Raw genomic sequence first — 23,379 nt, forward strand, 5'->3', positions numbered from 1 at the left:
CGGCGTCCGTGCGCGAGCGGTGAACCGCCGTCACGACGCGGCCCGTTCCCGGCGCAGCATCCGATCGGAGGCCGCGAGGTGGGCGCCGAGCGCATCTTCGAAGCGCGTGGTCGCGGCGTCCAGCAGCAGCCGGCGGCGAATCGCGAGTTCAGAGCCGGCCGAGGCACCGAACAGCCCGACGGCCGCCGTGATCGCGGCCGCCTCGCCGCCCTCGGTGATCACCTGATCGATCAGTCCGTGTTCGCGCGCCGCCTCGGCGGACAGCGTCCGCCCGTGGATCGCCAGCTCCCTGGCGCGGCCCAGGCCCGCCTGCCCGGCGAGCCGATAGAGCGCCATCGCGGGCCAGACGTCCGCGCCGGTGCGGGCCAAACCGAAGGTGGCGCCCGCGCGCACGATCCGATAGTCGGCGACCAGCAGCAGTTCGGCCGCCGGACCGTAGGCCGCACCGCTCACCACGGCAATGATCGGCGCGGGCACCTGCTCCAGGCGGCGCAGCGCGCTCTCCCATTTGCCGACGTCGGCGACGGCGACATCGCCGGGCCAGGCGAAATATTCATCCGACCGCGCCCCGTCGATATAGAGGACGACACAGTGACGCAATTCCGGTGTGGTGTCCTCGGCCCGGCGTGCGACCGCGGTCACCGAGGCCACCAGATCGGCGGACAACGGACGGTCCGCGGAAATCACCGCGGTGATGACATGAACGTCGCCATTTCCCCGCTCGGCGCCGTTCGAATCGACAGTTGAACTGTTCATCGACATGCCTTGTCTAGGTAGGTTTTCGAAAAGTGAATGAGATCAGAATCTGAGCAGTGCGGTTTCGATCTGCGAGCCGGGCCCCATGGTCATCAATATCCCGTAGTCACCGGGACGGACCACCCGCTCGGCGAGCAGTCGCTGATAGGAGAACAAAAACGACCCGCTGGAGAGATTTCCGTAATCGCGCATAACGCTGACGGTGTGCCGCACATCGTGCCCGGTGAGCCCGAGATTGATTTTCACGGCGTCGATGACCTTCTTGCCGCCGGCGTGCACGATCCAGTGCGCGATGTCCTTGCGCCGCAGCCCGTTCTCGATGAGCAGGCGGTCGACGACGATCTCCACGTGCGCGCCGACCTCGTACGGGACTTCCTTGTCCAGGTAGAAGCTGAACTTGCCGGCGTCCTCGTCCCAGTCGTAGCGCATGGCCCCGACCGCGTGCGTGATCATGTAGCTGCGCTGGGCCAGCAGCGCGGGCGCGCGCTCGGCGGCGGGCGCGAGCGATTCGGGTGCGAGATCCGTGCCGATCGCCAGCGCCGCCGCGCCGTCGCCGAACAGGCTGTTCACCACCGCCGTTCGCAGCGTCCCGTCGAAAACGTAGGCCGCCGAACACGTTTCCGAGCAGGCCAGCATCGCCAGCTCGCCGGGATGGGCCGCCGACCACGAGGCCGCGGCGGTCACCCCGTTCAAACCGGCATTGCAGCCCATGCCGACGACGTCGAGGCGCGCGGTATGCGCCGAGAGCCCCAGCTCGTTGATCAGCAGCGCGCTGAAGCCCGGCGTGAGGAAGCCCGTGGTGGTGACGGCCACCAGGTATCCGATGTCGCGCACGTCCCGGCCCAGCTCGCCCAGGCAGGCTCGGATCGCCTGGGCGGCCGCGTGCACGCCTTCCCTCCGGTGTTTGGCGAGCAGCTCCCCCTGTGTCTCGACCCGATAGTTGCCGTCGGCATCGCGGGGCGGCAGCACGAGGTGCCGGGTTTCGATTCCGCCGTTGAGAAATATGCCCCTGATTTTGGGGTCGGATATATTCAGCAGCTCGACCAGTTCGCGTTGGCTGTAGCGGGTGGACGGCGTTGCGGTCGCCACGCCCAACAATCGCGGATAGGACGGTTCCGCCGGAAATTCTACCCGGTCCGTTTTCGCATCGAACTCGTCGATGCAGTATTGTTCGAGTGCACTCATGAGTCGCGTCCGATCCGGCGGCAAAGGTGCACTTCAGTTGTTGAATTGAGCAGATTCGTCGCACATGCGATAGACATGCGTCTCCCCCAGAAAATTGCTGATTTCAGTCGCCGACAACGACTCGACGTTGTTCGACGCACCCCCGAGCATATTTTCGCTTCGACACGAGACTAGCAGCCCCCCTACAGCCCCGCAATAACAAAAGACGATACTCGCTACCGCCTGGAAGTACCCGCACTTCCTGGTTTATACGTTGTGCCGCAACAGGTTTCGACAGGCCATCGCGGTCACCGGCGAGCAGTCGCCCCGAGAATTGAGGGCAGACAACGCAGGCGAATATGCCCCCGATATCGCAATACCAAACCGGTCGTTTGATTGTTGAACGGTGGGCAACCGTGCCCCGGCCGCCCGCCTACCGCGCTGGTCAGCGCGCTGTGACCGTGGTGGGCAAGGCCGCGAAACCCCGGTTGTTCGACGCGTGGATGCGGCGCACACCGGCGGGATCGATGTCGTAGTCCGCGATCTTGCCGACGATCTCGGTCAGCGCGACGCGCAGCTCCAGTTGGCCGAGGTTGGCGCCGAGGCAGTGATGCCTGCCGCTGCCGAACACCAGCGCAGCGCCGGTGTCGCGGTCCAGGTCGAACTCGTCCGGCTCGGCGAAGACCGCGGGATCCCGGTTGGCCGACCCGGTCAGCAGCAGCATTCGCGCACCCGCGGGCACCGTCGTCCCGTGCAACTCGAACTCCTCGGTCGCGGTGCGCAGCGCGGTCTGGGTGGCCGGGTCGTAGCGCATGCCTTCGGCGATCCAGTCGTCGATCCGCCCGTCGAAAGCCTTGCGCCGCTGGTCCGGGTGCCGCCAGGCGGCATGCCAGAGGTTGCCGAGGGTGAGCATGGTGGTCTCGATGCCCGCGCCGACCAGCAGGATCAGCACGCCCACGATCTCTGCCGGGGTGAGCCGGTCGGTGCCGTCGGCCGCGTCGAGCAGGCCGGAGAGCAGATCGTCGCGCCGATCCTTGCTACGCTCGATGGTCAGTTCGGTGTAGTAGCCGATGAGGGCGCCGATCGCCTGGATCGCCTCGGGCCGCAGGTCGGTGGACTCCTCGTCGGAGTACATGATCTCCATGCCGAGCTTGCGGATCATCTCGCGGTCGCGCTCGGGCACACCGACCAGTTCGGAGACCACGTCCGTCGGATAGGGGCCGGCGAATTCGGTCATCAGGTCGAATTCGCCGCGCTCGAGCAAGGGCTCCAGCAGTCCACGAGCGATCTCTCGCAACCTCGGTTCCAGTGCCTGCACCCGGTGCTGGGTGAACGCACGCACCACGAGTCCGCGCATGCGGGTGTGCCGCGGCGGGTCCATCGCGACGAAGGAGAACATCTGCTCGGCCTGCGGCCCCCAGAACGCCGGCTCCATCCGAATCGAGCCGTTGGCGCTCGAGAAACGATCCGAATCCCGTAGCGCGGCAAGAATATCCGCATGCCGCGAGAGCGCCCAGAAGTCGTCGGCCTCGTTCCGGTAGACCGGCGCCTCGGCGCGCAGCCTGGCATAGGCCGGGTACGGGTCCTCGTGTACGGCGAAGTCGTACGGGCTGTAGTGCAGTGGCATGATGGACCCTCCCGGGGCGGCGCGACGTCACCCTCGCTACTGGTTCGCAACTCGAGCTGACATGATGACCATAGTCGAGATGAATTGAGGGCGTTGTGGACTCGGAATCGACAGCGGCGAGAATCGACGTCTCCAAGCCGCACCCGGCGCGCCGGTACGATTACTGGCTCGGCGGCAAGGACAATTTCCCCGCCGACCGGGAGTCCGCCGACATGGTCGCGCAGGCCTTTCCCACCATCCGGCTGGCCGCGCTGGAGAATCGCAACTTCCTGCGCCGCGCGGTCGGCTACCTGGCCGACGCCGGAGTCCGGCAGTTCCTCGACATCGGCGCGGGGCTGCCCACCGCGGGAAACGTGCACGAGATCGCGCAGGACATCGCCCCCGAGGCGCGCATCGTCTACGTGGACAACGATCCGATCGTGCTCGTGCACGCCCGCGCACTGTTGAACAGCTCCCCCGAGGGCGCGACGGCCTACCTCGACGCCGACATCCGCGACCCCGACCGCATCCTCGGCCACCCGGACCTGCTCCGGGTGCTGGACCTGGACCAGCCGGTGGCCTTGATGCTGGTGGCCATCATGCACTTTTTGACCGACGACGACGGTCCCTACGAACTGGTCCGCAAGCTGTGCGGCGCATTGCCCTCGGGTAGTTACCTGGTGATGTCGCACGCGACCAGCGACCACCTCTCCCCCGACGAACTCGCCGAGAACAACGCGGCCAACAAGCGCAGCGGCGTCCCGTTCCGCTTGCGCACCACCGAGGAGTTCGCCCGCTTCTTCACCGACCTCGAACTCGTCCCGCCGGGCATCGCTTCGGTGACCGCGTGGCGGCCCGAGGAGTATCGGCCGCACCCGCGCGCCGAGGCGGTGTCCATGCTCAGCGCGGTCGCCCGCATCCCCTGACCGGGCCGGTGTGCGGCGGGCGTGGCCTGCGAACTTCGTTGCGCGATCGGCCTTCCCGGACCGCCGCGCTTTACTGAACAACCGACCAGGTGTGGGCGCCGTGCCGCCGAGCGGTACCGTCCTCCCCATGACTCCGCCACCGTCCGGACAGCAGTTCTCCATCGGCCACGGGGAGCAACGGGCGGTGATCGTCGAGGTCGGCGGCGGGATCAGGGAGTACCGCGTCGGTGACCGCGACGTACTCGAGCCCTATGCCGTCACGGCGATGTCGGACGGCGGCCGCGGCGCCGCACTGATCCCCTGGCCGAATCGGCTGGCCGACGGCAGGTACCGGTTCGACGGCGTCGACCACCAGCTCGCCCTGTCCGAACCCGGCAAGCAGAACGCCATCCACGGGCTGCTGCGCTGGCGCCCGTGGCGCGCGACCGAGCACGAGCAAGACGAGGTCACCATGCGGGCCACCCTGCACCCGAGCAAGGGTTACCCGTTCCAGCTCGAACTCGCCATCCGCTACGCGCTCTCCGACCAAGGCCTGACGGTGACCACGACGGCGAGCAATCTGGGAGACACGCCCGCGCCGTACGGCTGCGGCCACCATCCCTACCTCTCACCGGGCACCGGCCCGATCGACGCGGCGACGCTGGGCTTCGCGGCCGAGACCAGGATCGTCAGCGACCCGGACCGGCAATTGCCCGTCGGCACCGAACCCGTGCGAGGCACCCGGTTCGATTTCGCCGCGCCGAAGCCGATCGGCAGTGTGCCGATCGACCACCCGTTCACCGATCTGGCCCGCGACGAGCACGGCCGCGCCTGGGTGCGATTGCAGGGCGCCGACGGGGCGGTCGCCGAGCTGTGGGTCGACGACTCCTACCCGGTGATCCAGTTGTTCACCGGTGACACGCTGCCCGCGCCGCGGCGGCGGACCGGCCTGGCCGCGGAACCGATGACGTGTCCGCCCAACGCCTTTCAGAGCGGTGACCGGTTGATCCGGCTGGCCCCCGGCGACACCGTCGCGACCCGCTGGGGCGCACGGCTGACCCGTCCCTGACCCCGGCCCGGCTCACCGCGTGAGTTCTGCTGTGGACGAACGCGCTGCGAGCGCACCGTCCGCGCCGGGTAATCTCGACGGAGCCCGCGCCGGGCGGAGGGACCGTGCGCAACCGCGCCCCCGAGGATGGTCTCTGTGAAGTACGTGCCCCGCGTCGCCCTGTTTCTGGCGATCCCCGCAGTGCTGTTCCTGTTGCCCTGGTGGACGCTGGTCGCCGCGCCGAGCACGGGCGCGGGGCCGCTGTTCTGGCTGGGCACCGCGCTGTTCGGCCTCGGTTTCGCCGTGCTGCCCGCGGCGATGTTCCTCGGGCACGGCCCCGCGCAATCGGATGCCGCGTCGATCGTGGGCGACACCCTGCTCGGCGCGATGTGGGTGGTGTTCAGCTGGTCGGTGCTCGGCAATGTCGTCGGTCTGGCGCTGGCCGTCGGCGGGATGTCCGATCCGGCGCGCTCGCGCGTCGTCGCGGCCGGCGTGTTCGTGATCGCGACCGCGCTGGTGGCGTGGGGCGTGTTCGAGGCGCGACGGGTGCCCCGGGTGCGCACGGTCGAGGTGCCGATTCGCGGTCTCGGCCCCGGGCTCGACGGATTGCGCCTGGTGGTCGTCACCGACACCCATTTCGCCGCGCTCGACCGACTGCGCTGGTCGGAGAAGGTGGTCGACGTCGTCAATGCGCAGCGGCCCGATATCGCCTGCCATGCGGGGGATCTCGCGGACGGGTCGGTGGCGAAGCGGCACCCGCAGGTCGATCCGCTCGGCAAGGTCGACGCGCCGCTGGGCCGGTTCTACATCACCGGCAATCACGAGTACTTCGGCGACGCGCAGGGCTGGATCGAGCACATGACCTCGATCGGCTGGCAACCGCTGCACAACCAGCACGAGACGGTGACCCGCGGCGGTGACCGGCTGGTGATCGCGGGCATCGACGATCCGACCGGTGTCGCCCTGCCCGGGCACGGCCCCGATCTGCGCACCGCGCTGACCGGCGCGGACCGGACGGTGCCGGTGGTGCTGCTGGCCCATCAGCCCAAGCAGATCACCGACACCGCGGCGGCGGGGATCGATCTGCAGATCTCCGGCCACACCCACGGCGGCCAGATCTGGCCGTTCCACTACCTGGTCCGGCTGGACCAGCCGGTGGTGGCCGGACTGAGCAGGCACGGTGCGAACACCCAGCTCTACACCAGTCGCGGCACCGGCTTCTGGGGTCCGCAGCTGCGCGTCTTCGCCCCCAGCGAGATCACCGTCCTGGTGCTGCGCACCGCCCCGGCGACCGGGTAGCCGCGCACGGCGCTCGCCTCGCGAAGGTCGGCGAAACCGCGCCAAGATCGGTTTTGCGGCCTAAACTCCTCCCACCACTGCAGTCCTCGGCAGGATCGGTGAGTTGGGTTGCGGGGTATCGCGTTTCAGGAGGCAAAAATGGGCAGGTTGCTACGCACCCTCACCGCCGCCGGTGTGCTCGTGCTGACCGTCGCGGCGTGCGGTAGTCCGCCCGCCGAACAGGACAAAGCCGGTGAACCGGGCGCCAAGGACTTCAAGGCGTGCATGGTCTCGGACTCCGGCAAGTTCGACGACAAGTCGTTCAACCAGACCTCCTTCAAGGGCGTCACCGACGCCGTCGCCGCGCTCGGCATCTCGAAGGCGCAGTTGGAGTCCAAGTCCGACAACGACTACCCGACCAACATCAACACGATGGTCCGGCAGAAGTGCAACATCATCGTCACCATCGGCTTCAAACAGGGCGACGCGACCTACGCCGCCGCGAAAGCCAATCCGGACATCGACTTCGCGATCGTGGACTACGCCTACACCGACACGCAGAAGAACCCGCCGCTGCCGAACCTGCAGGGGCTGACCTTCAATTCCGCCCAGCCGTCTTTCCTGGCCGGTTATCTGGCCGCGGCGCAGACCAAGACCGGCAAGGTCGGCACGTTCGGCGGCATCAACATCCCCACCGTGGCGATCTTCATGGACGGCTTCGCCGAGGGCATCGCGCACTACAACAAGGTGAAGAACAAGCAGGTGCAGCTGCTCGGCTGGGACGCGGCCACGCAGCAGGGCGTGATCACCAACGACTTCCAGGACAAGAACATCGGCAAGACCAAGGCCAACGATCTGATCAGCCAGGGCGCCGACATCGTGCTGCCGGTGGCCGGCCCGGCGGGTCTGGGCGCCCTGGAAGCCGCGCATTCCTCGGGCGGCAAGGTCCTCGCGATCTGGGTCGACACCGACGGCTGTGTCAGCGCCGCCGAGTACTGCTCGTCGCTGCTCACCAGCGTGGAGAAGGCGATGGACGTCGCGGTGCAGAAGGCGATCACCGACGCCTTCCACAAACAGTTCAGCAACCAGCCCTATGTCGGCACGCTGGCCAACAAGGGCGTCAGCCTGGCCCCGTACCACGAGTTCGACGCCGTCGTACCCGCCGAGCTGAAGAGCGAGATCACCGCGCTGGCCGCCGATATCGCGGGCGGGAAGATCACCCTGGCCTCGAAGGCCCAGCCCGCAGCCAAGTGAGCCGCGGCCGTCACCACGGGGAGCGATATGCGGCTCGAATTACGCGGTCTCACCAAGCGATTCGGTTCTTTGCTGGCCAACGACCACATCGACCTGGTGGTCGAACCGGGCGAAATCCACTGCCTGCTCGGCGAGAACGGAGCGGGCAAGAGCACGTTGATGAACATGCTCTACGGCCTGCTGCAACCGGACGAGGGCGAGATCCTGCTGGACGGCAAGGCCGTGACCTGCCTGTCCCCCAGCGACGCGATCGATGCCGGAATCGGCATGGTGCACCAGCATTTCATGCTCGTTCCGGTGTTCACCGTCGCGGAGAACATCATCCTGGGCCGCGAACCGACCAAGGGGTTCGCCGCCGTGCTCGATCGCGCGGCCGCGCGCCGGCAGGTGCGCGAATTGTCCGAGCGGTACGGGTTTCCGGTGCGCCCGGACGCGCTGGTCGCCGATCTCTCGGTCGGTGAGCAGCAGCGGGTGGAGATCCTGAAGGCGTTGGCCAACAACGTCGAGGTGCTGATCCTCGACGAGCCGACCGCCGTGCTCACCCCGCAGGAGATCGACGAATTGATCGAGGTGCTGCGCGCCATCGCGGCGAACGGCACCTCGATCATCTTCATCACGCACAAGCTCAAAGAAGTCACCCGGATCGCCGACCGGATCACCGTCATCCGCCGCGGCAAGGTGGTCGGCACCGTCGAACCCGGCACTGCCGAAACGGATCTCGCGGAACTGATGGTCGGCCGGTCGGTCGAGCTGGTGGTCGCCAAGACACCGGCCGCGCCGACCGGCCCCACCCTCGTCGTCGACGGGCTGACCGTGGTCGACGCGGCCGGCGCTGTCGTCGTGGACGACGTGTCGTTCCGGGTCGACGGCGGCGAGATCGTCGGCATCGCGGGCGTGGTCGGCAACGGCCAATCCGAGCTGGTCGCTGCGCTGCTCGGGCTGCGGACACCGGTGGCGGGCACCGTGGCCGTCGGCGGCTGGCAGGTGGTGGGCCGCACGCCGCGCCAGCACCTGGCGGCCGGGATCGGCTATGTGCCGGAGGATCGTTCGCACGACGGCATCATCGGCACGTTCAGCGTTGCCGAGAATCTGGTGCTCGATCTGATCGACCGTCCGGAGTTCTCCCGGCACGGCGTGCTCTCCCCGGCCGCGGTGAAACGCAATGCCACCCAACGGATCGCGGAGTTCGACATCCGCACCGGGTCGATCGCCGACCCGGTGCGCACGCTGTCCGGCGGCAATCAGCAGAAGGTGGTGCTGGCCCGGGAGCTGTCCCGGCCACTCGAGGTGCTGATCGCCGGGCAGCCGACCCGCGGCCTGGACGTCGGATCGATCGAGTTCGTGCACAAACGCATTGTCCGCGAACGGGATCAGGGCACCGCGGTGCTGATCGTCTCCACCGAGCTGGACGAGATCTACGCGCTGTCGGACCGCATCATCGTCATGTACCGGGGCCGCATCGTCGGCATCGTCGGCCCCGACACCCCGCGCGATCGGCTCGGCCTGATGATGGCGGGCGCCGCGCCGGAGGAGGACGCATGACCGGGACGACGCGCGGCGATTCGACCAAAGGCCGACCGGCGGGCCGGGCCTGGGTACGCGAGACCGTCGTCAGCGCACTGGCATTGGTGCTCGCGCTGGCCGTCGGCGCAGTGCTGATCATCGTCAGCGACCCGAATGTGACAGCGGCACTGGGCTATTTCTTCGCGCGGCCGCTGGACACGGTGTCCGCGGCGGGCACCGCGGTCGGCGAGGCGTACCGGGCGCTGTTCCTCGGGGCCTTCGGCGGCAAACACCAGATCGCCGAAACCCTGGTCGCCGCAACACCGTTGATCTGCACCGGGCTGGCGGTCACGCTGGCGTTCCGGACGGGACTGTTCAATATCGGCGCACAGGGTCAGCTCATCGCCGGGGCGCTCTGCGCGGGCTGGGTCGGCTTCGCGTTGCACCTGCCGCCGGTGCTGCACGTGGTGGTCGCCTTGCTGGCCGGTGTCGCGGGCGGCGCGCTGTGGGGCGGTCTCGCCGGACTGCTGAAGGCCCGCACCGGTGCGCACGAGGTGATCACCACGATCATGGGCAACTACGTCGCGCTGTACGCGCTCACCTGGTTGCTCACCACCTCGACGTTGCAGCGCCCGGGGCGCAACGAGCCGATCAGCCCGGTGGTCGACGAGACCGCGCAGCTGCCCCGATTCGGCGATACCCGACTGCATCTCGGCCTGCTCGTGGCGCTCGGCGCGGCGGGGTTCGTCTGGTGGCTGTTGTCCCGGTCGACGCTCGGCTTCCGGTTGCGCGCCGTCGGCGCCAATCCCGACGCCGCGCGCACCGCGGGGATGAGCGTCGGCAAGGCGTACGCGCTGGCGATGCTCCTCGCCGGTGGTCTCGCTGGACTCGCCGGGGCGCAGCAGGTACTCGGCACCGCGCTGCCGCTCACCAACGGCATCGCCGGATCGTTCGGCTTCGACGGCATCACCGTCGCGCTGCTCGGGCGCGGCAGCCCCATCGGCACCGTCTACGCCGCACTGCTGTTCGGCGCGCTCAACGCCGGCGGCAACGAGATGCAGGCCGCGACCGGTACCCCGCTCACTTTGGTCACCGTGTTGCAGGCGGTGATCGTCGTGCTGGTCGCGGCGCCCGCCGTGGTGCGCACCGTGTTCCGGATCAAGGCCGAACGTGCGGACGCCGTCCTCGCGAAAGGGTGGAACTGATGGTGACGACCACATCCGAGGCCACCGCCCGTCCGCGGGAATCACCCGAGAAGCGGAATCGGCGGCTCCGGCTCGGGATCCTGCTGCTGATCCTGGCGCTCACCGCGGTGGCGCTGGCGCTCTATACCCGATCCGGCATCGTCGACTTCCGTTTGGCCGCACCGGATGCCGCCGGACCATCGGATATCGACGTACCGGCCAAACCGACGGCCCTGGTGCTGTCGGTGCTCGCGCTCGGCATCGCGATCGCCCACCTGTGGCGCGGGCTGTCCGGGCGCTGGGCGGCCCTGCTGTTCACCGTCTTCGGCTTCGCGTTCGTGGTGACGTTCGTCTGCTGGGCGGCCTCGGGCAAGATCTTTCCGCTCACCAATCAGATCCAGGGCACGCTGGCGCTGTCCACCCCGCTGATCCTCGGCGCACTGGCCGGCGTGCTGTGCGAACGCGCGGGCGTCATCAACATCGCCATCGAGGGCCAGCTGCTGGCGGGCGCGTTCGCGGCCGCGCTGATCGCCACGGTGAGCGGCAGTTTCGTGGTCGGCGCGGTGGCCGCGGTACTCGCCGGGGTGTTCGTCGCGTGGCTGCTCGCGGTGTTCTCGATCCGCTACCTGGTCAACCAGATCGTGCTGGGCGTCGTGCTGGTGGTCTTCGCCACCGGCATCACCGGGTTCCTGTTCGATCAGCTCGGCGACCTGTCGAACGGGCCTGCGCGGTTCAACAACCCGGGAACGTTGCAGCCCATCGCGATTCCGGTGCTGTCCTCGATTCCGATCATCGGCCCGACCGTCTTCGATCAGACCGCACTGGTGTACGCGATGGTCGTCGCGGTCGTGCTGATCGGCTACGTGCTGTATCGGACGCGCTGGGGTCTGCGGGTCCGGGCGGTCGGCGAACACCCGCGCGCCGCGGCGACGGTGGGCATCAAGGTGCTGCGCGTCCGGTATCAGGCCGTGCTGCTCGCGGGCGCGGTCGCCGGCCTCGGCGGCGCCTACTTCACCATCGGCTCCACCGGCGGTTTCACCAAGGAGATGACCGCGGGCAATGGCTTCATCGCGCTCGCCGCGGTGATCATGGGCCGCTGGCATCCGCTCGGCGCGACCTGTGCCGCACTGTTTTTCGGCTTCACCAAGGCGTTGCAGGGCCAGTTGCAGGTGCTGGCGACACCCATCCCGACCGAGGTGCTGCAGATGACGCCGTACCTGCTGACGGTGATCGCCGTGGCGGGCGCGGTCGGTCAGGTGCGGCCGCCTAAGGCCGACGGCGAGCCCTATGTGCCGGGCTGATCATCCGCCGAACAGCAGGTACAGCCCGGTGAAAGTGAAGCCGACCATGGTCAGCATGAGCGCGAGCTGACCGGTCGCACGCCGCGCCGGGGGCAGCACTCGCAGGCAGCGATCGTGCGCGGCGGTCACCCCGAGCACGTGCCCGGCGAGCACGGCGAGCACCTTCACCCCGGCCAACGCAGCAGGATGCGCGGACAGCGGGTAGACCACCCGGTGGTGCCCGAGACCGGCGATATCCCAACCGCACCGGAACGGATCCGCGAACAGCAACGCCGTGGCCTGACCTTTCTCGACGAGAAAGGTCAGGTAGTGCGCGACGATATAGCCGGCGACGATCGGCGTGACGCTGTGCACGAGCAGACCGGGCAGCCGTGCGCGCTCGGTCCGGGACAGACCGCCGGTGGCGCGGGCGGCCCCGGCGAACAGCAGGCCCACCACGGCGATCACGAGGAACAGGCCACCGGTGCGGACCAGCGTCGCGGCGAAAACCGAAGCGCCGCCGAACGTATCGACCAGACCACGCCAGCCGGGCAACGCGGAGAGGCTGTCGAACGCGGTGGACCCGAGCAGGGTCGCCGCGAGCGCCACCGACCCGGGCCGCACCGGCGTACCCGCCAGGTTGTGCAACGGCCACCGCAACACCGGTGCACCCGTAGCGGACCTGCGGCCGAGCGGGCTGAGCCGGGCGAGCAGGCTGCTGTACACCTCGAACGGATCGCCGCGTTCGGCCCAGGTCGTGCCGAACAGCAGCAGCCCGGCCAGGGTGAGCACGGCGTAGCCGAGCAACCACCAGCCCACTGCGGCAACCGAACCCGGTGCCGGGGACGCCAGCTCCAGCCAGACGAACGCGAACAGCCCGAGCACCGCCGGTCGGTAACCCCACGCCTCCGGATAGGCGCGGACACCGCGTCCGGGATCGCGGCCCAGCACGGCACAGCCGAACCGATGCACCGCTCGCAGCGGGGAAACGATCTTCCAGACCGGACCGAACACCAACGATGCGAGCATCACCCCGACCCACACGTATATATAGAGCACTCCCGGCACCGGATTGTCCTGCGGCGACGACGAACCGAACACAGCCACCAGCGCGATCAGCGCGGCGGCCGGGACGCTCAGCGCGGCGATCGCGATCCGGACGGGCCACGCGTCGAGCACCGTGCGCACGGGGGCGGGCAGCAGCAGGCCGGGCACGTCCGGGTCCAGCCTGGGTCTACGCCAGGCGAAAAGCAGGATCGCGAACGAGAAGGTCAGAGCCCACGCGGCCCCGATGAGGGCGTAGGTCAACGGAATCGGCAGATCGGCCGCGCCGTTCAGCCCGTGTGCCAGCGGTCGCGTCACTGCCGGATCAGCAGGGTGGTGATGGTCTTGCCCGCCCGGTGCAGTTCGATGTCCACGCGGCCGGGCACCGTGACGACGAAGCGGAACTCCTGCCCGGCCCGTGCCTCGATCGGGAAGGTCTGACTCGGTTCCGAGTGCACATGCAGTTCATCGGCGGCGTCGCTGTCGAGTTCGACGATGATCGGTTGATACAGCCTGGCCTCGGTTCTGGTGTTCGTCGGCGTCACCGTCCCGCCCGCGATGCGGACGGCGATCCGCACCTGCGCAGGACGGTCGATCGAGATGCTCGCGGCGGTGCGCTCCGCGGGCGACTCGGAGATCACACCGCATCCCGTCGCCACCGCGAGCACGGCGGCGATCGCCGCCAGTGCGCTGCATCGGGCCGGGTACGTCACGGGTTCTCCTCTCTGCCAGGCGGTTCCGCGGTCTCCCCGGTCGCGCGCCGCCCCTCGCGCCGTTCGGCCCGGCGATCACGCGCCGCGATCACCAGGATCACGGCGACGACCGCGAGCGCGGGTACGAACGCCGGAATCGCCAGCAGCATCGAGTGACCGGCCAGCACCGTGCTGTCCGGGTTCATTGCCGGACCGCCTGCGGTGCGCGGGCGTCACTGCGGTAGGCGAGGTTGATCCGGGCCGCGCCCCAGGAGAGCGCGCCGATCACGAGCAGCGAGCAGACCAGCACGACCAGCGAGGCGGCCGTGAGCAGCCAGGCCGGGTGATCGAACGAGCGCTCCCGCTGCAGCACGGTGATCTCGGAGACGAACGGGCGGGTGAACTCGTCCTGCGCGGGCACGCCCTGCGCGTCGATGCCACGGTCGTCCGGCAGGTATATCGGCAGGGCCGCCAGCATCCGGCCGTCGTGCACCCGCAGCACCGTCTTCCAGTTGCCGTACGCCGGAACGGGTCTGGTGCTGATGTAGTGCCCGGGCTCGACCAGCCGCAACTGGTCCACGACGAGTCCGCGGCCCGGGCTGTCCGGACCGACGCCGCCCTGCCAGGCGAGCACCTGTACCCACTCGGGATCGTCGCCGACCACGTCCGTCGGCGTCAGGGCGAGATCGAGGGTGACCATCCGCCCGCCGCGCACCGGGTCGGCGTCCTGTACCCGGACGGTCGCGGCGGCCTGCGCCGGCACCTCGGTGCGCAGCCCGTTCGCGGTGGCCAGGCCGGCGATCAGGACCGCGAGCACCACGATCGAGCGCCGCACCGCGGGTCTCGGTATCGGCTCACCGCAGAGCACGAGACCGAACAGTGCGCCGAGCACCCCACCGGCCACGCCCACCGGCACCGACATCAGCAGCAGCTCCGGCCACATGCTCGCCGGCCAGCTGTTGACGAATGCGCGCTGGATCCAGAGTGATTCGAGCCAGAGCCCGGCGGTGGCGGCGGCCAGACCGGTGAGCGCGCCCCACCACAGTGGCCTGCCCGACAGCGGCAGCAACGCCATCAGTTCCACCACCACGGCGATGCCGAGGTAGAGCGGGAAGACGTTGTGCGGTTCGCCGAGCACCGGACCGACCAGCATGGCGACCAGGCTGCGGACCACGAGGGCGAACACCACCGCGACCAGGGCACTACCGCGGCCGAGGGTGTAGCGCGCGCCCACCAGGGCCACCGTCCCCGCCGCCGTGATCAGCATCGGCTGGAAGACGAAGCGGAACTGCTCCACGCCGAAGTCGAATTCGACCTGATACACCGACAACCCGATCAGCAGTCCGCCGAAGGCGAACACCCGCCCGAGCCATAGCCAGCGCCCGTCCATCCGCTCGGGGTCCGGCCGGTCCAGCCTGCCCTCGAATTCCAGCAGCAGCACCGCCACCAACGACAACCCGGCGCCGCCGATCAGCATGAGATGGGTTGGGCCCCACAGGGTGACGTCCTGGCCGAACAGTCGGTGCCAGACGTCGTCGAGCGGGAAGCCGATCAGCGCGTACAGCCCGACCGCGGCCATGAGCACCCCGCCGACCGGCGCGTACCAGGTGCGGGTGATCCGGATGGCGGCCGGGCCCGGCTTCTCGTCGAGCGGCAGGACCACGGCCGTCATTCCCGCGATGAACAAGAAGAACAGTCCGATCAGGATGAAGTAGTGCGCCGGATTGGCCAGCGGCCCTTCGTCTCTGCCCTTGCCGACGTGCAGGCTGACATCCCAGATGAAGCCGACCAGCGCGGTCAGGATGGTGGTGAGGAACAGCGTGAGCGGCAACGCGACCCAGCCGGGGCGATTGCTGTACGCGCCGAGCCGGTCCGCGCTCGCCTGCAACCAGGTGATGCGCCGGGTCCGATGCAGATACGCCACCACGAACAGGCCAGCGGCGACCACCAGCGCCGCACCGGTCAGCAGCGCGACCTGATCCAGTGCGGCGCCGCCACCTTCGGAACCCCGTGCCGACACCGCGAACTCAGGCCTCATCGCACACTCTCTCTGTAACTCGAAGTCTATGTAAACGCTAATGCCCAGGACCGGCCGAGATGTGCCGATGATCATGCGCGAGTTACAGATCTGGGATCACTCACAGCTATCCGACATTCCGCGCTGGGGCAGTTCCCAACCGGGGCACGCAGATCCGCACCGCCGCCCCTGCCGAAAGTCGAGTTCGACGTACCGGGTAGTCTCCGGCAGCAAGTTTTCCGCAGCCGCGAATTCGGACAAAACGGACTTAAAAACTAAACAGGACAAATACCAACAAGCGGTGACGCGTCACCAACTGGGGAGCGAACACGTACTGTCGTGTTGCCATCGATTTACCCCTCGATGGCGTACCCTGGGCCAGCCGGTGACCGCCCGCCCGATCGCGCAGGACCCGGCTCCCCGAGCTTCAGAAAAAGCGCAGTTCAACACGTTTCGAGAAAGGAAAAGCGGCCCCGCCGGAATGGCGTCGGGCCCTTCTCCTATGCACTTGCATAACAACGCCTTTGGTAACCAGAGGATATCCAGAACCCATTTCAAGATCACGTGAATGCAAGATCAAAAACCTTGGTACGCAAGCAGGTTGAGATGTGTATGCTGTGGATCAATCACGACCCCCACTACGAGGTGGGCCGATGGACGAAGGCGGTGTCTGTGTGGACGTGAATAGGCTCCAGATACGGCGTTCAGCCATTGTCGCGATCGCTCTGGGTGTGCTGGCGTTGGCCATTACCGGGATGATCGATCGACTACTGCTCGGCACATTCATCTGCGCCGGGTTGTTCGTCGGTTGGCTGAATGCACAGCTCACCCTGTGGGCCATCACCCGAATAGCCAACGCGGCCACGCCGAGCAAGCAGCGACTGGTCGGTTCTTCCGCCCTGCGGCTGCTCGGTATCACCGCCGTGGCGATCCTGGTGGCTTTCCTGGCTCGCCCCAACGGCGTCGGGATCTTCTTCGGCCTGGCCCTTTTCCAAGTCGCCCTGGTCTTCAATACCGTTGTGCCTGAATTGAAAGGGCTCCGCCAAACGCCATGACGATCTCAGCCATTTCGTTTACCCAGATGGCCTCGAGCGTCACGTTGCTCGCCGAAGAGGCTCCCGCCGGAGAAGAACCGAAAATCAAAGTCGGCCACCATGCCGTGGCCCATGTCTTCGGAATGGACTTCAACGTGGACACGATCGTGTCCACGTCGGTCGCGGCGATCATCGTGCTCGTGCTCGCATTCCTGCTGCGCCTGAAGCTGACCTCCGGGGTACCCAACGGCGTGCAGCTGTTCTTCGAGGCCGTGACGGTGCAGATGCGCAGTCAGGTGGAAAGCGCCATCGGCATGAAGGTCGCGCCGTTCGCGCTGCCGCTCGCCGTCACGCTGTTCGTGTTCATCCTGCTGTCGAACTGGTTGTCCGTGCTGCCGGTACAGGTCGGCGACGGTGAATTGATCGCGCCGCCCGCCTCGGACGTCAACTTCGTCTACGCGCTCGCGCTGTTCGTGTTCATCGCATACCAGTCCGCGGGTATCGCGCGACGCGGTCCGTTCGGTCACGTCAAACAGTTGTTGAAGGGCCATACCGGCTGGGGACCGATGGTGTTCATCAATGTCATCGAAGAAATCGCGAAGCCGCTCTCGCTCTCGTTGCGACTGTTCGGAAACATGTTCGCCGGTGGCGTCATGCTCTCGGTGATCACCCTGTTCCCCTTCTGGATCAGCTGGGGCCCGAACGCCGTCTGGAAGCTGTTCGACTTGTTCGTCGGCGCCATTCAAGCGTTTATCTTCTCGCTGCTGACGGTGCTGTATTTCAGTCAGTCGATGTCCCTCGAGCACGAAAACCACTGATCGGCGAGCGCCGAATCATACGCACACATCCGAGAATAGGAAGTAGAACATGGCAGACCCAACCACCGCGTCCATCGTCCAGGGCGCGCTTATCGGCGGCGGCATCATCATGGCGGGCGGCGCCATCGGTGCGGGTATCGGTGACGGCCTCGCCGGTGCCGCGCTGATCAATGGAGTCACCCGTCAGCCGGAAGCCGAAGGTCGGCTGCGCGGCATCTTCTTCCTGACCGTCGGTCTGGTCGAGGCGGCGTACTTCATCAATCTAGCCTTCATGGCCCTCTTCGTATTCGCTACTCCCGGCAAGTAACCGGGCATGTCTCCGAGAACAGATGTGGTGGCCGAGGGGAACTTCCTCATCCCCAATGGCACCTTCTTCGTCGAGCTGCTGATCTTTCTGATCGTGCTCGGAGTCATCTGGTTCTTCGTCGTTCCGCCGATCCGCAAGGTATTGGCGGAACGCGAAGAACGCGTTGCCGAGACCTTGACGAGGACCAAGGAGGCTCGGCAGCTGTTCACCGAGGCCGAGGCCAAACATCAGGCGGCGCTGGAAAAGGCGCGCGCCGAGGCGGCCGCGATACGGAACCAGGCGCGGGCGGAAGGCCGCGCCATTCTCGAACAGATGCGCGGTGAGGCACAGCAGGAGGCCAACGCGATTGTCGTGGAGGCCGAGGCGCAATTGCGGGCACAGGCCGATCAGGTCGCCGCGGACTTGCGTGAGGCTGTCGAGCCGCTGGCCCAATCGCTGGCCAATCGCATGGTCGGCGTCAATGATCGGCGCGCGGGCACCAGCCGCGGCCATCAGACAGGACGGGCGTCGTCATGACCCTCAGCAGCACCGACATCCTCGCCGAGAGCATTTATCAGATCAAGTTCGAATGGCCGGTCTTTCTCAGCCAGCTGTTCGGCTTCGTGGTGATCGTCTGGGTCATCGTCAAATACGTTGTGCCGCCGGTGAAACGGATGATGGCCAAGTCCCAGGACGCGATCCGCAAACAACTGGAGGAGAACCAGGAGGCCGCGGATCGGCTCGCCCAGGCCAAAGAGGTCTACGACAACGGCATGGCCGAGGCCCGCGCCGAACTCGCCCAGCTGGTCGAGGACGCGCACGCCGACGCCGAGGCCATCGTGGTGCAGATGCGCGAGGCCGCGGCCGCGGAGGTCGATCGGGTCCGCAAGCAGGGCCGCGATCAGATCGAGCTGGCTCGCCGGCAATTGATCCGCGACCTCAAGGACGACTTCACCGAGCTGGTGTTGACCCGCACCACCGACGACGTCCGCGAACAGGTCCGTTCCCCCGAGGTCAAGGCGGACGCGGTCGAGAAGTTCCTGGACGAGCTCGAAACAATGGCGAACGCAGGTTCCGAACTCCGGGCCCGCAGCCAGTCACAATGGAATTGAGTGTGCTTCAAGTGAATTGAGGCCCTGCCGGGTAGGCAGGGCCCTCACTTTTTTCGTGGCCGACAGGTCGGCATGCGGCTAGTCTGACGCTGTTCGAGTTACAGCTTGTCGGATCGGAGTCGGCATCATGACGGAAGCAACTGGTACGGCGGGACAGCCCGCCGACGCGGTGCCCAGCCTGTACGAATGGGCCGGGGGCACTGCGGCTTTCGAGTCGCTGACCGAGGTCTTCTATCGGCAGGTACTGAAAGACGACCTGGTCGGGCCGCTGTTCCGCGGCATGGATCCCGGCCATCCCAAATACGTCGCCATGTGGCTGGCCGAGGTCTTCGGCGGCCCCGCGGCCTACAGCACCGAGCGCGGCGGCTACGCACACATGGTCCGCCAGCACCTCGGCAAGGCGATCACCGAACCGCAGCGCCAGCGCTGGGTGAACCTGTTGATGGACGCCGCCGACGAGGTCGGGCTGCCCGACGACCCCGAGTTCCGCGCCGCCTTCGCCTCCTACATCGAATGGGGCACCCGGTTGGCCCACGCCAATTCCCAGCCGGAAGCCACCCCGCCGCTGGAAGCGCCGATGCCGCACTGGGGTTGGGGCGTCGCACCGCCCTACCGGCCGTAGGCATCGGCCGGGCCGGCCGCCGCGGCCGACGGCGGGAAGTAGTCCTTGAACAGGATCTCGCCCACCCTGGTGACGGTCTTGCGGCCGACCTGGTAGCCGTTCTCGATCACCTGGGTGTTGTTCATGATCGCCACCGTGAATTGTTCCCGGGGACCGACGAAACCCACCGAGTTCATCAGCCAGGAGCCGTCGTCGTTGTCGTCGGCCCAGCCGTTCTTGTTGCCGGGCAACGCGTCCGCGCCCGCACCCCACACGCCCCACTGCTGGTTCGTGTCCACCGAGTCGCTGCCGTCGACCGAGCGCATCTCGCGGACCAGGTACGCGCGATCACGGGCGGGCAACTTCGTCAGCGCGAAGTCGATCAGACGCTCGAGGTCGTTCGCGGTGACCATCATCCAGCCCCACGAGTCGGGATGACCCGGTGAAAAGCTGAACTCCGTCATGCCGAACGAACGGAACCGCGGCGCGAACACCCGCTCGCCGCCGTAGCGGTCCCACAGGGTGGTGGCGGCCTCGTTGTCGCTGCTGTGCAACATCCGGTGCATCAGGTCGCGGTCGTCGGCGCGCAACGTGATCGTGCCCGCGTCGGCACGCAGCAGCAGGTCGACCACCATCGCCAGCTTCGGCGTCGAGCACGCCGAAATCGGCGTTCCCGCGTCGGCATTGCGCCACACCGCGCCGGTGCGCCGGTCCCGGACCACGATGGCGGTGAAGCCGGGCCGCTCTTTGACGTAGGCCTCGGCCTGGGCGATCCGCGCGGTGAACGCCGGGTCGAACCCGAGCGGCGTACCGGTATCCGGCCGCAGCGGGGCCTGCTGCGCGGGCTCGGGCGGGTCGTAGAGCAAGGCCGCGGCGAATACCGCGGCGACGACCAGCACGCCGGACGTCACTAGGGGAAATCGTCTTCTGACCAACCGCACGCGTTCATCCCTCGCTTCATATCGCAAAGGTCCTGCTCGGCGCTCTGCATCTTGCCCAGTGGGACAGCGCTCGGGCAACCCGACACCCGGCAGTGACGACAATTGGCTGCGGTCTGCCGCGGTATCGGCCCCGAAAGCTGGGGGCACTATTTTTGACGTGGGCGCACATGTGTGAAACTTTGTAACAGGATTCGGGAGGCCGCCGATCTCCAGGTGTCTCCCGAGCGCGCTGGAGTGGAGGCCTGCGCGCACTGCCCCGTGACCGGGACAGCGGGAGCACACCGTTATCCACCAACCGATTTCGGGGGTTCTATGAACGTCAAATCGTGGGCTTTCGCCGCACTGGCCGCGAGCGTCGTACTCGCTGCGACCGGCTGTACCGACTCGAGCCCGGCAGCGCAGGCCACCAGGACGCCGATCCCCTCGGCCATACCTTCGACGCCGGCCGCCACCCAGGCGCCCACCCCGGGCGAGGGCAACCCGCCCGCCGATCCGCCCAAGGCGCAGCCGAGTCCGGTGACCGAAGCGCCCGCTCCGGCCCCGAACAACCCACCGGCCCCCGACAACCCGCCGCCCGTGGCCGACCCGCCTGCCGCGGACCAGCCGCCCAACGGGAGTGGTCACGGCCTGTGCTTCGACTCGAACTCCGATCTCGCCCGCACTGCGGTCGCCCGATTGGCGCCCAACAAGGAGGGCTACCCGTGGGTGATCCGGGAAGCGAGCAACGATCCGATCTCCGCGGGTTGCGCCGGCGTTCTGTCCTGGATGCTGGTGGACTGGAACGGCAGCCACCCCGGCTATCACGTCCTGTTCTTCACCAACGGCACCTACCTGGGCACCGCGACCTCGAAGTACTACGGCTACACCACGGTGCTCGGCAAGACCAAGAACACCGTGTCGGTGCAGTACCGCTGGGTCACCCCGCAGGACGCGCTGTGCTGCCCCTCCGGCGGCCCGAACGTCGTGACCTACACCTTGACCGGCACCACGGTCCAGGCCAAGGGCGAGTTCCCGCCGGACCCGGACAAGTAGACCGAGCCACGAGTCCGGCCGACTGCCCCTGACCGGACTCCACCGGGCGTCAGTACCCGCGCGGCCGCTGGGCTCGCAGCGCACTGACCCACCGGCGAAGCCCCTGTATCTCCCCCTGCTTCGAGGTACAGGGGCTTCGTCTTCGCCGGGGTCAGCGCGCGAGCAACGCCGCGACCGCTTTCGGCGCGGCCACCCATTCGCGGAGGTTGTTGCGCACCTTCGTTATTGGCCGGCAGGCGCACGCGGCGGTGACGCCGTCGGCGTCGATGCCCGCGCCGCGACACAGGGCGACCGCCCGCGGCACATGCTGGTACTGGGTGACGACGAGGGCGCGCTCGACGCCGAACAGCCGCCGCGCGCGTGCACCCGTGGCTCGGGTCGACAACCCGAGGCCGTCGGTGCGCACAACCGCCGGGTCGACCCCGTGGGCCTCGAGATACCTTGTCATCGAGGCGATTTCGTCCCCGGAGGCGCCCGCCGCATCGCCGGAAACCAGGATTTCGCGCACCTTGCCCGCGCGCAGCAGCTCGATCGCGGCATCCAACCGCCCCCGCAGGTACGGCATGGGCGTGCCGTCCGGCGCGACCTTCGCACCCGGCACGATCACCACCGGCGCGATGGGGGCCGTCGCCGGATCGAACCGATGCCCGGACGACAGTTGCCGCAGCCGCAGATTCGCGCCGGCCACCAGTCCCGTCACAGTGACGGCGGCCACCACGACCGAGCCGGGCAGCCACCGCCGCACCGCACCGGCAGCCCGCTTCGAATCACTCGGCACTGTCATCTCTTTCGTCGACGGCCAGGTGCCCGCCCGCGCGGGCCGTACCGGCGACCATCGTAGTAACGTGCCTGCCGCGATCCGGCGCTCGACCTACCGTGGGTCCGGCACCGGTTGCACCGCAACGTCTTCGGGCGCCACCGGCTTGGCCGAACGCGCTCTGGTGATGGCCACGCCGGACAGGCACAGCAGGCCGCCGACGATCGCGAGCGGAGCCGGGACCTCGCCCAGGGCGAGCCACGCCATGACGACCACCAGGGCGGGCACCACATAGGTGGTCACGCCCATCTTTCCGGCGGTGGTGCGGGCCAACGCGTACGCCCAGGTGGTGAAGGCCAGCGCGGTGGGGAACACACCGAGATACAGGACGCTCAACGTCGACGACAGCGGCGCGGCGGCGGCTTCGGAGATCAGCTGTCCCGCGAAGGGCGCACAGGCGATGGTGCCGATGACGCAACCGCCGGTGGTCACCTGCAACGCCGACGCGTGCGCGAGGGCGGGCTTCTGCGCGACCACCGCGACCGCCCAGGCGGCGGCCGCAGTCAGGCAGAGGACCACCCCGAGCACCGCGGAACTGCCCGCGTCCGAATTCGACAACCCCACGACCACCGCCCCGGTGAAGGACACCGCGATACCGGCCATCAGGCGCGCCGGAAACCCTTCGCGCAGTACCAATCCGCTCAGCAGCGCGATCAGCACCGGGCCGATGTTGATCACCATCGCGGCGGTACCCGCGTCGACGTACTGCTCGCCCCAATTCAGCGCGACCATGTAGACGCCGAACCACAGCACGCCGGAGACCACGATGCCGGGCCAGGCGCCGCGCGCGGGCCACCCCTCCCCTTTGATGAGCAGGATCAGCACCAGCGCGATGGACGCCGTCGACAATCGTCCGAATGCCAAGGCCCCGGGCGAGAAATCCGCTCCCGCGGCCCGGATGAACACGAACGCCGACGCCCACAGCACCACCGTGACGGCAGCGGCGACGGCGGCCTTTTGACCGGCAGATCGAACGACTAGCTCCATTTACCGAACCCTAGATCAGG

General features: G+C 67.9%; 25 protein-coding genes. 15 read left to right on the forward strand and 10 right to left on the reverse strand.

Features of this window, described 5'->3' with window-relative positions; all coding sequences use genetic code 11:
* Positions 1–30 precede the first annotated feature (30 nt).
* From dpgB to NBRGI_RS13130, 3 genes are all read right to left on the reverse strand, one after another.
* Entirely contained in the window at positions 31–756 is a 726-nt protein-coding gene (gene dpgB, locus NBRGI_RS13115) for an enoyl-CoA-hydratase DpgB (RefSeq protein ID WP_228832395.1), read from the reverse strand.
* Between the two features lie 42 nt (positions 757–798).
* Complete coding sequence (dpgA, locus tag NBRGI_RS13120; RefSeq protein WP_029895961.1) at positions 799–1,941, reverse strand: 3,5-dihydroxyphenylacetyl-CoA synthase DpgA; 1,143 nt, start codon at positions 1,939–1,941, stop codon at positions 799–801.
* Positions 1,942–2,365: 424 nt separating this feature from the next.
* Complete coding sequence (locus NBRGI_RS13130) at positions 2,366–3,547, reverse strand: cytochrome P450 (RefSeq protein ID WP_029895962.1); 1,182 nt, start codon at positions 3,545–3,547, stop codon at positions 2,366–2,368.
* A 95-nt stretch (positions 3,548–3,642) separates the two neighbouring features.
* On the opposite strand from NBRGI_RS13130, the gene NBRGI_RS13135 reads away from it, so the two are divergent.
* The 7 genes from NBRGI_RS13135 (at position 3,643) to NBRGI_RS13165 (ending at position 11,999) form a co-directional block, all read left to right on the forward strand.
* Positions 3,643–4,452: an SAM-dependent methyltransferase gene (locus NBRGI_RS13135; protein WP_029895963.1), complete on the forward strand. Its 810-nt coding sequence runs from the start codon at positions 3,643–3,645 to the stop codon at positions 4,450–4,452.
* A 127-nt stretch (positions 4,453–4,579) separates the two neighbouring features.
* Positions 4,580–5,500: an aldose 1-epimerase family protein gene (locus tag NBRGI_RS13140; protein WP_029895964.1), complete on the forward strand. Its 921-nt coding sequence runs from the start codon at positions 4,580–4,582 to the stop codon at positions 5,498–5,500.
* 126 nt (positions 5,501–5,626) lie between these two features.
* Positions 5,627–6,778, forward strand: a complete 1,152-nt coding sequence (locus NBRGI_RS13145; RefSeq protein WP_029895965.1) for a metallophosphoesterase — start codon at positions 5,627–5,629, stop codon at positions 6,776–6,778.
* Between the two features lie 138 nt (positions 6,779–6,916).
* Complete coding sequence (locus NBRGI_RS13150; RefSeq protein ID WP_029895967.1) at positions 6,917–8,011, forward strand: BMP family lipoprotein; 1,095 nt, start codon at positions 6,917–6,919, stop codon at positions 8,009–8,011.
* A gap of 27 nt (positions 8,012–8,038) precedes the next feature.
* On the forward strand, positions 8,039–9,553 hold the full coding sequence (locus NBRGI_RS13155; protein WP_029895969.1) for an ABC transporter ATP-binding protein: 1,515 nt from the start codon (positions 8,039–8,041) through the stop codon (positions 9,551–9,553).
* Positions 9,550–10,719, forward strand: coding sequence for an ABC transporter permease (locus NBRGI_RS13160; protein WP_029895972.1), 1,170 nt, complete (start codon positions 9,550–9,552; stop codon positions 10,717–10,719). The genes NBRGI_RS13155 and NBRGI_RS13160 overlap by 4 nt, the downstream gene beginning before the upstream one ends.
* Entirely contained in the window at positions 10,719–11,999 is a 1,281-nt protein-coding gene (locus tag NBRGI_RS13165) for an ABC transporter permease (RefSeq protein WP_051727714.1), read from the forward strand. The genes NBRGI_RS13160 and NBRGI_RS13165 overlap by 1 nt, the downstream gene beginning before the upstream one ends.
* Here the strand turns inward: NBRGI_RS13165 and NBRGI_RS13170 are convergent, their stop codons facing one another.
* The 4 genes from NBRGI_RS13170 to NBRGI_RS13185 are packed head-to-tail and all read right to left on the reverse strand — an operon-like array spanning position 12,000 to position 15,752.
* A complete protein-coding gene (locus tag NBRGI_RS13170; RefSeq protein ID WP_029895976.1) occupies positions 12,000–13,340 on the reverse strand; it encodes a hypothetical protein in 1,341 nt (446 codons plus the stop codon). It lies immediately after the preceding gene.
* Complete coding sequence (locus tag NBRGI_RS13175) at positions 13,337–13,735, reverse strand: hypothetical protein (protein ID WP_029895978.1); 399 nt, start codon at positions 13,733–13,735, stop codon at positions 13,337–13,339. Before NBRGI_RS13175 ends, NBRGI_RS13170 begins: the two co-directional genes overlap by 4 nt.
* A complete protein-coding gene (locus tag NBRGI_RS13180) occupies positions 13,732–13,920 on the reverse strand; it encodes a hypothetical protein (RefSeq protein ID WP_029895980.1) in 189 nt (62 codons plus the stop codon). The genes NBRGI_RS13175 and NBRGI_RS13180 overlap by 4 nt, the downstream gene beginning before the upstream one ends.
* Complete coding sequence (locus NBRGI_RS13185) at positions 13,917–15,752, reverse strand: hypothetical protein (protein ID WP_029895982.1); 1,836 nt, start codon at positions 15,750–15,752, stop codon at positions 13,917–13,919. The genes NBRGI_RS13180 and NBRGI_RS13185 overlap by 4 nt, the downstream gene beginning before the upstream one ends.
* Positions 15,753–15,819: 67 nt before the next feature.
* On the opposite strand from NBRGI_RS13185, the gene NBRGI_RS47420 reads away from it, so the two are divergent.
* From NBRGI_RS47420 to NBRGI_RS13215, 7 genes are all read left to right on the forward strand, one after another.
* The gene (locus NBRGI_RS47420) at positions 15,820–16,299 is read left to right on the forward strand and encodes a hypothetical protein (protein ID WP_148310798.1); all 480 of its coding nucleotides are present in this window, start codon (positions 15,820–15,822) and stop codon (positions 16,297–16,299) included.
* Between the two features lie 85 nt (positions 16,300–16,384).
* On the forward strand, positions 16,385–16,786 hold the full coding sequence (locus NBRGI_RS13190; protein WP_029895984.1) for a hypothetical protein: 402 nt from the start codon (positions 16,385–16,387) through the stop codon (positions 16,784–16,786).
* A 26-nt stretch (positions 16,787–16,812) separates the two neighbouring features.
* Positions 16,813–17,583 (forward strand): F0F1 ATP synthase subunit A, encoded by a 771-nt coding sequence (gene atpB, locus NBRGI_RS13195; protein WP_051727709.1) that lies wholly within the window; start codon positions 16,813–16,815, stop codon positions 17,581–17,583.
* Between the two features lie 49 nt (positions 17,584–17,632).
* A complete protein-coding gene (locus NBRGI_RS13200; RefSeq protein WP_014987379.1) occupies positions 17,633–17,890 on the forward strand; it encodes a F0F1 ATP synthase subunit C in 258 nt (85 codons plus the stop codon).
* A 27-nt stretch (positions 17,891–17,917) separates the two neighbouring features.
* Positions 17,918–18,406: a F0F1 ATP synthase subunit B gene (locus tag NBRGI_RS13205; RefSeq protein ID WP_014987380.1), complete on the forward strand. Its 489-nt coding sequence runs from the start codon at positions 17,918–17,920 to the stop codon at positions 18,404–18,406.
* Complete coding sequence (locus NBRGI_RS13210) at positions 18,403–18,981, forward strand: F0F1 ATP synthase subunit B family protein (protein ID WP_029895988.1); 579 nt, start codon at positions 18,403–18,405, stop codon at positions 18,979–18,981. The genes NBRGI_RS13205 and NBRGI_RS13210 overlap by 4 nt, the downstream gene beginning before the upstream one ends.
* 127 nt (positions 18,982–19,108) lie before the next feature.
* Positions 19,109–19,603, forward strand: a complete 495-nt coding sequence (locus NBRGI_RS13215; RefSeq protein WP_029895994.1) for a group II truncated hemoglobin — start codon at positions 19,109–19,111, stop codon at positions 19,601–19,603.
* On the opposite strand, the gene NBRGI_RS13220 is transcribed toward NBRGI_RS13215, so the two are convergent.
* Entirely contained in the window at positions 19,591–20,493 is a 903-nt protein-coding gene (locus NBRGI_RS13220; protein WP_029895995.1) for a hypothetical protein, read from the reverse strand. The two genes, NBRGI_RS13215 and NBRGI_RS13220, sit on opposite strands and share 13 nt — an antisense overlap.
* Positions 20,494–20,835: 342 nt before the next feature.
* On the opposite strand from NBRGI_RS13220, the gene NBRGI_RS49610 reads away from it, so the two are divergent.
* Positions 20,836–21,555: an LppP/LprE family lipoprotein gene (locus tag NBRGI_RS49610; RefSeq protein WP_051727710.1), complete on the forward strand. Its 720-nt coding sequence runs from the start codon at positions 20,836–20,838 to the stop codon at positions 21,553–21,555.
* Positions 21,556–21,706: 151 nt separating this feature from the next.
* On the opposite strand, the gene NBRGI_RS13230 is transcribed toward NBRGI_RS49610, so the two are convergent.
* Complete coding sequence (locus tag NBRGI_RS13230; RefSeq protein ID WP_081878027.1) at positions 21,707–22,333, reverse strand: SanA/YdcF family protein; 627 nt, start codon at positions 22,331–22,333, stop codon at positions 21,707–21,709.
* A gap of 93 nt (positions 22,334–22,426) precedes the next feature.
* A complete protein-coding gene (locus NBRGI_RS13235) occupies positions 22,427–23,359 on the reverse strand; it encodes a DMT family transporter (protein ID WP_029895998.1) in 933 nt (310 codons plus the stop codon).
* Between the last annotated feature and the right edge of the window lie 20 nt (positions 23,360–23,379).

This window comes from Nocardia brasiliensis IFM 10847 (genome assembly GCF_000710915.1).
Classification (GTDB): domain Bacteria; phylum Actinomycetota; class Actinomycetes; order Mycobacteriales; family Mycobacteriaceae; genus Nocardia; species Nocardia brasiliensis_A.

Coding starts and splice junctions, on each gene's coding strand:
- NBRGI_RS13140 (WP_029895964.1), top strand. CDS start 4,580: ATGACTCCGCCACCGTCCGGACAGCAGTTCTCCATCGGCCACGGGGAG.
- NBRGI_RS13180 (WP_029895980.1), bottom strand. CDS start 13,920: ATGAACCCGGACAGCACGGTGCTGGCCGGTCACTCGATGCTGCTGGCG.
- NBRGI_RS13150 (WP_029895967.1), top strand. CDS start 6,917: ATGGGCAGGTTGCTACGCACCCTCACCGCCGCCGGTGTGCTCGTGCTG.
- NBRGI_RS13190 (WP_029895984.1), top strand. CDS start 16,385: ATGGACGAAGGCGGTGTCTGTGTGGACGTGAATAGGCTCCAGATACGG.
- NBRGI_RS13210 (WP_029895988.1), top strand. CDS start 18,403: ATGACCCTCAGCAGCACCGACATCCTCGCCGAGAGCATTTATCAGATC.
- dpgA (WP_029895961.1), bottom strand. CDS start 1,941: ATGAGTGCACTCGAACAATACTGCATCGACGAGTTCGATGCGAAAACG.
- atpB (WP_051727709.1), top strand. CDS start 16,813: ATGGCCTCGAGCGTCACGTTGCTCGCCGAAGAGGCTCCCGCCGGAGAA.
- NBRGI_RS13235 (WP_029895998.1), bottom strand. CDS start 23,359: ATGGAGCTAGTCGTTCGATCTGCCGGTCAAAAGGCCGCCGTCGCCGCT.
- NBRGI_RS13155 (WP_029895969.1), top strand. CDS start 8,039: ATGCGGCTCGAATTACGCGGTCTCACCAAGCGATTCGGTTCTTTGCTG.
- NBRGI_RS13130 (WP_029895962.1), bottom strand. CDS start 3,547: ATGCCACTGCACTACAGCCCGTACGACTTCGCCGTACACGAGGACCCG.
- NBRGI_RS13215 (WP_029895994.1), top strand. CDS start 19,109: ATGACGGAAGCAACTGGTACGGCGGGACAGCCCGCCGACGCGGTGCCC.
- NBRGI_RS13145 (WP_029895965.1), top strand. CDS start 5,627: ATGGTCTCTGTGAAGTACGTGCCCCGCGTCGCCCTGTTTCTGGCGATC.
- NBRGI_RS13185 (WP_029895982.1), bottom strand. CDS start 15,752: ATGAGGCCTGAGTTCGCGGTGTCGGCACGGGGTTCCGAAGGTGGCGGC.
- NBRGI_RS13200 (WP_014987379.1), top strand. CDS start 17,633: ATGGCAGACCCAACCACCGCGTCCATCGTCCAGGGCGCGCTTATCGGC.
- NBRGI_RS47420 (WP_148310798.1), top strand. CDS start 15,820: ATGATCATGCGCGAGTTACAGATCTGGGATCACTCACAGCTATCCGAC.
- NBRGI_RS13165 (WP_051727714.1), top strand. CDS start 10,719: ATGGTGACGACCACATCCGAGGCCACCGCCCGTCCGCGGGAATCACCC.
- NBRGI_RS49610 (WP_051727710.1), top strand. CDS start 20,836: ATGAACGTCAAATCGTGGGCTTTCGCCGCACTGGCCGCGAGCGTCGTA.
- NBRGI_RS13160 (WP_029895972.1), top strand. CDS start 9,550: ATGACCGGGACGACGCGCGGCGATTCGACCAAAGGCCGACCGGCGGGC.
- dpgB (WP_228832395.1), bottom strand. CDS start 756: ATGAACAGTTCAACTGTCGATTCGAACGGCGCCGAGCGGGGAAATGGC.